Origin of the sequence: Ilumatobacter sp. (assembly GCF_049588435.1) — a bacterium.
In the GTDB taxonomy this organism is placed as follows: domain Bacteria; phylum Actinomycetota; class Acidimicrobiia; order Acidimicrobiales; family Ilumatobacteraceae; genus Ilumatobacter_A.
On the sequence record NZ_JBAVYV010000215.1, the window covers coordinates 23,794 to 34,246 of the forward strand.

Here is a 10,453-nt window from a genome sequence, read left to right on the forward strand (position 1 = left end):
TGGGCTGGTCTACGGTGGCCCTCGTGGCAGGCAACTGAGTTTTCCGTCCCCGACCCGAACCGACGAAGGAACTCACCACCATGCCCAAGCCACTGTCCAACGTGACCGCACTCGTCACCGGAGCGAACCACGGCATCGGTGCCGCCACCGCTCTTGCGCTCGCCGAGCGAGGCGCCGACGTCGCGGTCACCTATCTGCGAACCGGCGATCCGGATCAGCCTGACGAGTACAACACCGCCCGAACGAGCGACGCATCCGACGTGCGGGAAGCGATCGAAGCGCTCGGATCCCGCTGTCATCTGATCGAAGCGGATCTCGCTCACGCGGACACTCCTCGACGACTGTTCGACGAGACCGGAACCGAACTCGGCCCGATCTCGGTGCTGGTTCACAACGCGAGCGGTTGGACGAAGGACACCTATGCGCCCACCGAGCCCGACGTCGTCGGGCGATTCGCGCAACTCGTCAACACCGGGGCGATCGATGCCCAGCTCCACATCGACGCTCGTGCAGGCGCGTTGCTGATGGCGGAGTTCATCCAACGACACCGAACTCGTGAAGCGGACTGGGGCCGGATCGTGACCCTGACATCCGGTGAGGGCCGAGCGTTTCCCGGTGAGGTGTCATACGGCGCAGGCAAAGCAGCGCTGATCAGCTACACCATGTCCGCGGCGGCGGAGATGGCCGCCGACGGGGTCACCGCCAATGTCGTCTACCCGCCGGTGACCGACACCGGGTGGGTCACCGACGAGGTTCGAGACTTCGTACACAACGACACCGAGCATCACCACGTCGCCGACCCCGCGGAAGTGGCCGAGGTCATCGCGTGGCTCTGTTCCGGTGCCGGTCGGATCGTCACCGGCAACATCATCCGGCTGCGATAGCTGGGCGAGCGCGTGATCGGACGGCGCGCTGCCCTGGTCGCATGACGGTCAGGGCGCGGTGAGGGCGCGATGGATCGTTTGTTGGCGGCTGCGTGGTGCGGCGACCGCGATTCGGTCGCCTTGGTGGATGTGTAGTTCGGGGTCCATCTCGATGACTTCGGGCGTGTGGTCGCGGATGACCGCGAGGATGACGGCGTCGTCGCCGGCGGAGCCCAGAATGTCGGCGGGCGGTCGTCCGATGACGGATGCGCCGGCGGGGATGGTGACGGTCTCGACAACGACCTGATCGTCGTGGGGTCCATGATCGGCGACCGTCTCGTTGGTGAAGCGTGCGCCGAGGAGGATTGCTCCGGTCGTGATCGCCTGATCGCGGTCGACTTCGAAGAGTGTTGCGGGGCTGTCGTCGGCACCGTGGCGAAGTGCGATCTGTCGGCGGCCGTCGTGGAGCGCGACGACCGAGAGGATCTGATGGTCGTCGAGTTCGAGGTCGAACCGCTGTCCGATCCCGGGCAGGTGTTCTTCGAAGACGTTGATGGCATGCATGGTGCGATGTCCTGTCCACTGGAGGGGTCGTTGATTTCGTGGCGAGCGCGTGTCGGCGGTGGTCAATCGCTCGGGTTTGCCGATGAGGGCTCGGCCGGATTGTCATCGGGGATGACGCCGGCGGCCGTGAAGTCATCACCGATTCGGGTGGGAATCGTGTAGACGCCGCTCGTGAGTTCGGTGCGGGTTGCGGTGGCGGTTCCCGAATATGTGCTGGTCGACCGGACGTGGAGTGTCCAGTCCGGTCCGCGGTCGATCACGTCGGCGGTGCGGGTCGCCTGCGCTTCGACGACCGCGACCGGCGTCTCGGTCGAGTCTTCCGGGGTCGTCGCACTGATGTAGAGCCGATGGTCGGTCGGGTTGTGGATCGTGATCTCGACGCGATTCGCCTCGAACGGCAGCGAGATCCCGATCACCAGGGCGATCAGCGCTCCGATCAGGAAGCTCACCCACTCGGCGCGAGGTATGTCGACGGGGTCGAGCGTGCGGATGGGGTGGTCCGGTTTCGTGGTGGCCATTGGCTTCTTTCCGAATGGGTGATGGACGAAGGGTCGATTCGATGGTGTTCATACGGCGAACGTGAGGGCGACGGTCGCAACCGTCGTCGACCATGTGATGGCCGGGGTGAGCCATGGGCGGCGTGGGAGCGAGCCGGTGGCGACGCGAACACGGTCGATCACCCGACGGTGCTCGTCGGCAGGGAGGTCGGTCTGCTCGATCACCCGGATGGACGCGGTGGTCACGAGGCGAGGAACCTGTGCCAGCAGCGCAAGGCGTCTGATCTCGACAGCGCGCTCCCGGTTCGTGACCGACGGGTGTGCAGCGATCGTGGCGAGGAGGTCGGGGCGTTGACGGTGCTCGAGATCCCAGCGCGACCACGTCACCGTCGCCGCCGAGACGAACGTGATCAACAGCACCAACCCTGACGGCGAGCCGGTCGCGACGACTCCGGCCGCGATGAAGGTGCTGATGGCCAGCAAACCGATCGCGGCTGTCCGAGGCGCTCCCGGTGGAGTTGGCGCGGCGAGCTCGTCGAGTCGGGCGCTCGCGAGCATGAGGTGTCGCACGGAACCTCGGTACTCGCCGTCCGAAAGCAGACTCGTCGCCGCCCGGTCGATCGCACGACGATTCCCGCCCGACGCGACCGCGAGTTCCATGACCGGCGACGGGCAGTCGCACGGCCGGATTGCGTTCATCGCGATCGCCTTGGGCAGCCACAGGTGTGTCGAGATTCGATGGGCGATGACCGTCGCGGCGAGTGCTGTCAGTGTGATCACGATGAGCCACGCGCCGAGTCGGATCCCGAGTGCGACGGCCACTGCTGTGGCTGGTGCCCCCCAGCGGGCCGCACCGTTCAGGCGGGATGCAGTTTGAAGGCGCGCTGCTCCGTCTTCCGTTGGTGGTGCAGAGCAGCGACCGCAGTTGTGCAACGCGAGGCGTCGCGGGCGTGGTGGTGTTGAAGCCATCGGTTGTGATCCCTCACAGGGTCGTGACACCCAGCGCGCAACGATGAGCGCGCATGGAGTGGTTTCGGGCGGGGCGACGCCAGGCGCAAGCCGACCCGAAACGGGAGTCGGCTCAGCCTCGCAATGAGCTGGGCGCAGCTGGCGGAGCCCGACTCGGCGTCGACCTCGTGACGCGGCCGCTCCACGTCGAGACCGTCGACTCGATCACGCACGAGATGCAGATGACCGGCGCAACGTCGGCGGTGGAAATGATCCCGATGGGACGTGGGTCGAGGCGACGGTCCGGCCCTCTCGTCGAGTCGCGATGATCGATTCCCGACGCAGCGCCGACGCGGACCGCGGGCATCGGCGCGATCGCGGACGGGGCAGCTTCCGCAGTGGCCTCATCCACATTCGACGCGGACCCGACAGCAGGCGCGGTCAGAACGGCGCTCGCCACCACGGCGATCAGCGCCAGCACCAATGAACGCAGTCCGCGTGTCATATCCGCCCGACCCTACCGATGCCGCCCGGTTGTCTCCCGACGGGGGAGGGGACCTCGGTTGCCCTCGGTCGGCGCGCATCGCGAGGCGGGTACTGTCGCGCGCAATGTTGGGAGCATCATGATGGACATGGATCTTCCGCTTCCCGATGACCCCCGTCGAACCGCGGTTCGGGCGTGGCTGGCCGAGCACCCCGAACCCACTCGTGCCGAACTGGGCGCCAGCGGCTACCTCACGCCGCATTGGCCCGCACCGTGGGGGCTCGACGCCGACCCGGTTCACCAGGTGATCATCGACGACGAGCTCGCCGACATCGACACCATGTTCCAGGAGTCCCAGATCGCGCTCGGCTGGGCAGGCCCGACGATTCTCGCCGGCGGAACCCCCGAACAGCAGGAGCGGTGGTTGCCGGGAATCCTCGACGGTTCCCAGACGTGGTCGCAGCTGTTCTCCGAACCGGAGGCAGGGTCGGACCTCGCATCGCTGCGCATCAACGCTCGGCTCGACGGCGACGCGTACGTCGTCACCGGACAGAAGGTGTGGTCGACTTGGGCGAACACCGCTGACTGGGGCATCCTGCTCGCACGCACGGGTGCGACCGCCGAGAAGCAGCGGGGCATCTCCTACTTCTGTGTCGACATGTCGCTGCCGGGGATCGAGGTCCGCCCGATCATCGAGATGACCGGCGGCAACCATTTCAACGAGACCTGGTTCGACGAGGTGCGCATCCCGGTCGACTGCCTGATCGGCGACGAAGGAGACGGGTGGCGTCTGGCCAAGGTCACGCTGGGGGCCGAGCGGCTCTCACTGTCGGAAGGCGGCGTGCTCTGGGGGATGGGGCCAACCGCCGACGAGTGCTTCGAGCACCTGCGCGGCACGGGACCGTGGGACGATCCGATCGAACGACAACGCTTCGCGTCGCTGTGGACCGACGCGGAGATCATCCGGCTCCTCAGCCTGCGGATGCTGTCCTCGGCCGTGGCCGGTTCCGACCCGTCGTCGTTCGCGTCGATCCGCAAGTGCCTCGCCGATGTCTTCGGCCAAGACGTCCTGTCGCTGGTGAAGGATCGCCGGGGCGCCGCAGGGATGCTCGGTACGCAGGACTTCGAATCGGAACAGGACGACGTGTACCACTGGGGATACCTGTTCAGCCGGGCGCTCACGATCGGTGGAGGAACGAGCGAAGTCCAACGCAACATCATCGGCGAGCGCCTCCTCGGTCTGCCGAGGGAACCGAAGCCCGCATGACCAACCGGAAGTCGACACCATGACCAACACTCATTCGAACGACGGCCACGCGAGCGTCGCGGTCGGCCTGAGCGTTCCCTGGGATCTCTGGGAGTTGGACGGGTCAGCTCGTCGGGACCGGCTGGCGTCGATCGCCGATGCCGGCATCGATCATCTGTTCACCGCCGACCACATCAGCTTCCACGATGGTTCGGGCATGGACGCCCCGGTGGTCCTCGCTGCTCTCGGCGGCATCGAACCCCGCCTCGACCTCCACGCCGGAGTGCTGCTCCTCACACTGCGACACCCGATGGTCGCGGCTCGCCAGATCGCCACGCTCGCGCAGACGGCACCCGGTCGTGTGACGATCGGCGTGGGCGTCGGGGGAGAAGACCGCCACGAGTTCGAGGTCTGCGGCATCGATCCGGCGACCCGCGGCCGGCGAACCGACGCCGCACTGTCCATCGTTCGCGCGCTGCTCGCCGGAGAAACCGTCGACGGTGACGGCGAGTTCTACGACTTCGCCGAGGGGATCATCCGTCCCACGCCCGAACACCCCGTCCCGTTCCTGGTCGGCGGCCGCAGTGACGCCGCGCTCGAGCGGGCAGGTCGGCTCGGCGACGGCTGGCTCGCCGCCTGGTGCTCCCCAACGAGGTTCCGCAATGCGGTGGGCATCGTCGAGGGTCGCGACCGGACCCCGGACGACGGATGGCGCCACGCGTTGCAGTTGTGGGTCGGTGTCGGTGCCGACCGAGCCGAGGGGCGCGCGCACGTGGCAGCCGGCATGGAACGCTTCTACAAGATTCCGTTCGAACGCTTCGAGAAGTACACCCCGACCGGCAATGCGGAACAGATCGCCGAGTTCCTCCGGCCCTACGTCGACGCCGGGGCGACCACGCTCAACCTGACACCATGCGGCGCAGACCGAGACGTCGAGTTCGAAACGATCGCCGCCGTGCGGGCGCTCCTCGACGACTGACCGCCGCTTCAGGAACGACCCGCTCGACACCCAGATCCACACATCAAGAAGGCAGCCGAACCACATGGAATCGACCACGATCGATGATCTCCTTCGCGCCGATACCGAGCGCGACCCTGAGTCGCTCGCGCTGGCCGACGCGCCGAACCGTGCGTCGTTCTTCACCGGCGATCCGGTTCGGTTCACCTGGGCCGACCTCGACGCATCGGTGGGTGCACTCGCGAGCGACCTCGCCGGCCTCGGGGCGGGTCCCGCAGCACCGGTCGCCATCCAGCTCCCGAACGTCGCCGAGTTGGTCACCACGGTCCTCGCCTGCTGCCGCATCGGTGCAACCGCCGTGCCGTTTCCGATCCAGCACCGAGAGCACGAACTGGCCCATGGCCTCGGCGTGAGCCGACCGGCACTGTTCGTGACCGGGGCTCGCCCCGACCGTCCCGACCTGGTCGACGAGATCGCGGCAGTGATCGCAGCGGGCCCCGGCGACGTCGTGCTCGCAGCATTCGGTGATGTCCCCGATCGCGGTGCAACGGGCGTCGAACGGCTCGCCCTGCGCAGCGACGGACCGCGAGACGAACGCGTCGCCGCAGCCGACGACGTCGCCACGGTGTGCTGGACATCAGGAACCACCGGCACGCCCAAGGGCGTCCCACGTACGAATGCGATGTGGCTCGCCGCCGGGCGCTTCCAGGTCGACGAGCTCGGACTGACCAGCGACGACCGGATCCTGTGCCCGTTCCCGATCGTCAACATGGCGGGCATCGGCGGGATGCTCGTGCCGTGGTTGCTGTCCGGTGCAGCGTTCCACCTTCACCAACCGCTCGACCTCCCCGTCTTCCTCCAGCAGGCGTCGAGCGAGCAGATCACCTACACGGTGGCACCCCCACCGCTGCTCAACATGTTGCTCGCCAATCCGGGCTTGCTCGACTCGGTGGACATCTCCTCGCTTCGACGCATCGGGTCGGGTTCAGCTCCACTCGATCCCGCGATGGTCACCGGCTGGCAGCAGCGCGGTGTCGAGATCGTGAACATCTTCGGGTCGAACGAAGGCGCCGCGTTGCTCTCCACCCAGGCGACGGTGGATGATCCCGAGCGACGCGCCCGATTCTTCCCACGGCCCAACGCATCGGGGGTCCAGATCCGCCTGGTCGATCTCGCCACCGAGGACGAGATCACCGCTCCTGGCACGGTCGGCGAGTTGCGCTTCGCCGGCCCGACCGTGTTCGACGGCTACCTGGAGTCCGACGGTTCCGAGTTCGACGACGACGGCTACTTCCGTACCGGCGATCTGTTCGAATGGGTCGATGAATCGGCGACGTTGCTCCGCTTCGTCGACCGAGCCAAGGACATCATCATCCGCGGTGGCATGAACATCTCGGCCGCCGAAGTCGAGGGACTCCTGTCCGGCCACGCAGCCGTGGGGGAGTGCGCAGCGGTCGGGTACCCCGACGCCGACCTCGGTGAACGTCTCGGCGTGTTCGTGGTCGCCGCGCCGGATGCCAACCCCACGCTCGACGACCTGATCGAACACCTTCGAGGCCGTGGTGTGGCGAGCTACAAGCTTCCCGAGCGGATCGAGATCGTCGAAGCACTCCCGCGCAACCCGGTCGGCAAGGTCACCAAACCCGAACTTCGCACCCGTTGGGCGGTGACGCCATGACCGAGACCAACGCCGCGCAGGAGTTCGGATCACCGATGTATCGGGCGGAGGTAACGTCGCGAGAGCCGATGGCGTCGGTCCTCGCCAGCAACCCGGAGATCTACTTCGTCCCGCCCAAGCGCAGTGCCGAATGGGGTGAGTGGGAGTACCGGCCCGGTTCGTACTACGACACCACGACCGGATCGAAACACCCCGACTGGAAAGATGTCGACCTTCCGATCGCGACGAACGACATCGAACGACTGCGCCGTGACTTCGTCGAGTGGGGCTACTGCAAGGTCGATCGCGCGATCGCCCCGGACCAGGTCGCCGACATCCGGGAGCGCGTGCTCGAACAGGCCGAGGGCGAGCGGCTCGCCGGCATCGCTCAGAAGACCCAGAGCGGACAGAACATCAACTGCTGCGTCAACAAGGGCCGATGCTTCGAGGGGCTGATCGAGCACGACCCGACGGTGGTGCAGCGCGGTCCGCTCGTCGAACAGCTCGTCGACGAGGCACTCGGTCCGGGATGGATCTGCAGCTCGTTGATCGCGGCGATCGCCGTGCGTGGAGGTGTGCCGCAGGCGCTGCATCAGGACCAGGGCATCGCGCTCGACTCGCGCCACCCGCTCACGATCAACCTCCTGACCCCGATCACCGATGTCGACGAGGAGAACGGAGGCACGCTGCTCATCCCCGGGAGCCATCGTGTGCTCACCGATGCTGTTCGGGCGGGCGCGCCCGTCGGCAAGCTCGGTCCGGCGATCAACCTGGATGCCGAAGCGGGCACGATGGTGATCATCGATGGGCGGGTGCTCCACGGTACGGGGATCAATCGCACGGACACGCCGCGCATCGTGATGCTCAACGCGATGCAGGTCGGCTGGTTGCGTCAACAGGAGAACTGGATGCTCTCCGTGCGGCCGGAGGTGATCGAGCGCGCCAGTCCCAAGCTCCTCCATCGCATGGGCTTCCAAGCGACGACGTACGGCCAGACGAACGAAGGCCACGGTTTCGGCGCGCTAGGTGCAGCAGGCGAGGCGGCCGGCGCGCTCGTCGACTTCCGGCTCGCAGCCGACCGTGGCGACTACGTCCGCGTCGGCGAGCTCGGGCCGGACTCGACACCCGAAGCGCTCGCTGCGCCCTTCACGCTGCGCGAGGTGGTGGCGACGGCCCGATCCGGTGGCAAGAGCGCACCGTTGGGCATCGGCGAAACCGGCCCGACATGATCGGCGTCGCGGCAACACTCGCCAGCGTCGCCCGCACAGATCTCCGGGGAGACCCATGATCGGTGAACCGCTCCTCGCCGAGCAGCACGTCCAGTTCCACGCGGCATCGGCGACCTCGAGGACGCTGTACTGGCAGGAGGCCGACGAGCGTCAGGCGAGGTGACCGAGGAGCTGTCGGGTCACGATCCGTGGGTCGTCGTTCTCGACCCATCGAGCGATCGGTACGACCCACGAGAGCGGTCGGACCGGGCGGGTGATCAGGTACGAGAGGACCGACACGACCCGGTCGAGTTCGGCGGCCTCGCGAGTGCGATCGGCACCGTCGAGCGCATGCAGACGTACCGCAGATCGCCAGGCCTGGTCCCGGGCCCGATCCAGTGAGAAGTTGAACGTCCGGCCGCCCCACGACGCGGCGAGCTGCGTCCAGCCGGTCACCCGTCCGAGATCTCGGAGCACGTCGGGCTGGGTCTCGGCGAGGATGTCGTTGATCGCGTCGAAATCGGGTCGCAGCTCGCCGATCGGTGTACCGGCCTCGGCCAACTCGACGACGACCTGGGCGAGATCGTGGTTCACGTGGGCGTTGATCCCGAGCAAGAGGTGCTGGACGATGAGGAGACGGGCGTCGTCGGCGACGTCGTCGGCAGCCACCCAACAGGCGGGCCGCTGCCGGGTGCCGCCACGAGGCCCGAGATACCAGTCGGCGAACGTCCGTGCGAACCGAGCCATCCGCTCTCCGTCCCCGAAACGCCCGTCGGCGATCGCCGTCTGCACCCGGTCGGACACGCGGGCGTACATCGCGGCGAAGTTCCCGCTGGCATCATCGGCATCGAGCGCCGACGATCGCAACGCCTCGATCGTGTCCTCGAGCACGACGCGATGGTAGCCGGAGCGACGGGTCGGGCCCGGAGGAGTAGGGTGCGCGGCCGTGGGGTTCCGGGGCTCGTGGTGGCGATGGATCCGCGCTCCGTGGAGCGAGCCCACCCTGGTCGCAGCGGTGATCGCGGCTGCTGCGGCACCGGTCTTCCTCGTCGGATCGGCGGACGTCTGGCGTGCCGCGAGCAAGGACGACATCGCGGCTCGCGCGGTTGCCGAGGTGTCGCTCGAGCGCAACGGCGTCGACATCCTCGTCGAGTCCGAGTTCGCGCCCCGATCAGCGGCGACGGCGGACGACGAGATCGTGGCAGCTCTGTCGGCGATCCCGGAGGTGGAGGCACCTCGTCGCACGACGTACACGCTGCCGGGTCTCGTGACGATCGGACCTCCGCCACTGCGAACGGTCGGCCCGGCCGCCGAACTGGTCGCGACCGAAGGTGCTCTCGACGCGGTCGACATCGTCGACCAACTGTCCGACACCACCGACGGCATCTGGATCTCGTCCTGGTTCGCCGATCGTCACGCCATCGAACTCGGTGACCATGTGGCGTTCGAAGCGGGAGCCATCGTCGACGAGCAGTGGAACGATCTCGTGCAGGGCGGTGGCGCCAGCTCGGTGTTCCGCATTGTCGGCTTCTACGAACCCCTCTGGTCGAGCGAACCCGACCACGAGCTCGACCCCTTCTGGTCGAGCGTGCCAGCCGAGATCGTTCCGCGATACGTCCCCGCGTTCGCCGGCCCGAACATCGAACTCTTCCTCGCAGAGGAATCGACGATCTTGAACAGTGGTCTGACCGGTGTGACCCGGTGGCGCGCATCGCTGACTTCGATTCCCGACACGTTCGTCGAGTTGGGAGATCTCGCCCTCCGTTTCCGCCGGCTCCAGACCGACCTGGTCGGTACCGGGGCGTTGGGTGATGCGATGGCCGACATCGCCACGACGGCGGGTCGTCGACCGCTGTTCACGACGGAGTTCCTCGACACCGCCGCGTCGGCTCGGACCGCCGCCAATCGACTCGAGAAGCCGCTCGACGCGGCCCGCGGACTGGGCGGGGTGATCGGCTGCGCGATGGCGTTGGCGATCGGAGCCTTCTTCGTCGAGCGGCGCCGCTCGGAGTTCCGACTGCTGGTGAG

10 protein-coding genes are annotated in these 10,453 nt (G+C 67.4%); 6 read left to right on the forward strand and 4 right to left on the reverse strand.

Annotated features, from left to right (window positions below; all coding sequences use genetic code 11):
- The first annotated feature begins 80 nt into the window (after window positions 1-80).
- On the forward strand, window positions 81-884 hold the full coding sequence (locus WBV89_RS08180; protein WP_423980839.1) for an SDR family NAD(P)-dependent oxidoreductase: 804 nt from the start codon (window positions 81-83) through the stop codon (window positions 882-884).
- Between the two features lie 48 nt (window positions 885-932).
- Here WBV89_RS08180 and WBV89_RS08185 read toward each other — a convergent pair whose 3' ends face one another.
- The 3 genes from WBV89_RS08185 to WBV89_RS08195 form a co-directional block, all read right to left on the reverse strand.
- Window positions 933-1,427 carry a hypothetical protein gene (locus tag WBV89_RS08185; RefSeq protein WP_423980840.1) on the reverse strand — a complete coding sequence of 165 codons (495 nt, stop codon included), beginning with the start codon at window positions 1,425-1,427 and terminating at the stop codon, window positions 933-935.
- A 62-nt stretch (window positions 1,428-1,489) separates the two neighbouring features.
- Window positions 1,490-1,945, reverse strand: a complete 456-nt coding sequence (locus WBV89_RS08190; protein WP_423980841.1) for a hypothetical protein — start codon at window positions 1,943-1,945, stop codon at window positions 1,490-1,492.
- Window positions 1,946-1,993: 48 nt separating this feature from the next.
- Window positions 1,994-2,746 (reverse strand): hypothetical protein, encoded by a 753-nt coding sequence (locus tag WBV89_RS08195; RefSeq protein WP_423980842.1) that lies wholly within the window; start codon window positions 2,744-2,746, stop codon window positions 1,994-1,996.
- Window positions 2,747-3,504: 758 nt separating this feature from the next.
- Between WBV89_RS08195 and WBV89_RS08200 the strand changes: the two genes are divergently transcribed.
- The 4 genes from WBV89_RS08200 (at window position 3,505) to WBV89_RS08215 (ending at window position 8,446) form a co-directional block, all read left to right on the forward strand.
- The gene (locus tag WBV89_RS08200) at window positions 3,505-4,623 is read left to right on the forward strand and encodes an acyl-CoA dehydrogenase family protein (RefSeq protein ID WP_423980843.1); all 1,119 of its coding nucleotides are present in this window, start codon (window positions 3,505-3,507) and stop codon (window positions 4,621-4,623) included.
- Window positions 4,624-4,642: 19 nt separating this feature from the next.
- On the forward strand, window positions 4,643-5,581 hold the full coding sequence (locus WBV89_RS08205; RefSeq protein ID WP_423980844.1) for an LLM class flavin-dependent oxidoreductase: 939 nt from the start codon (window positions 4,643-4,645) through the stop codon (window positions 5,579-5,581).
- A gap of 64 nt (window positions 5,582-5,645) precedes the next feature.
- Window positions 5,646-7,238 (forward strand): class I adenylate-forming enzyme family protein, encoded by a 1,593-nt coding sequence (locus WBV89_RS08210; protein ID WP_423980845.1) that lies wholly within the window; start codon window positions 5,646-5,648, stop codon window positions 7,236-7,238.
- Complete coding sequence (locus WBV89_RS08215; RefSeq protein WP_423980846.1) at window positions 7,235-8,446, forward strand: phytanoyl-CoA dioxygenase family protein; 1,212 nt, start codon at window positions 7,235-7,237, stop codon at window positions 8,444-8,446. Before WBV89_RS08210 ends, WBV89_RS08215 begins: the two co-directional genes overlap by 4 nt.
- A gap of 150 nt (window positions 8,447-8,596) precedes the next feature.
- On the opposite strand, the gene WBV89_RS08220 is transcribed toward WBV89_RS08215, so the two are convergent.
- Window positions 8,597-9,316: a DUF5995 family protein gene (locus WBV89_RS08220; protein ID WP_423980847.1), complete on the reverse strand. Its 720-nt coding sequence runs from the start codon at window positions 9,314-9,316 to the stop codon at window positions 8,597-8,599.
- A gap of 55 nt (window positions 9,317-9,371) precedes the next feature.
- On the opposite strand from WBV89_RS08220, the gene WBV89_RS08225 reads away from it, so the two are divergent.
- Window positions 9,372-10,453, forward strand: a 1,082-nt coding sequence (locus WBV89_RS08225) for a hypothetical protein (protein ID WP_423980848.1), incomplete at its 3' end; no start/stop codon positions are given.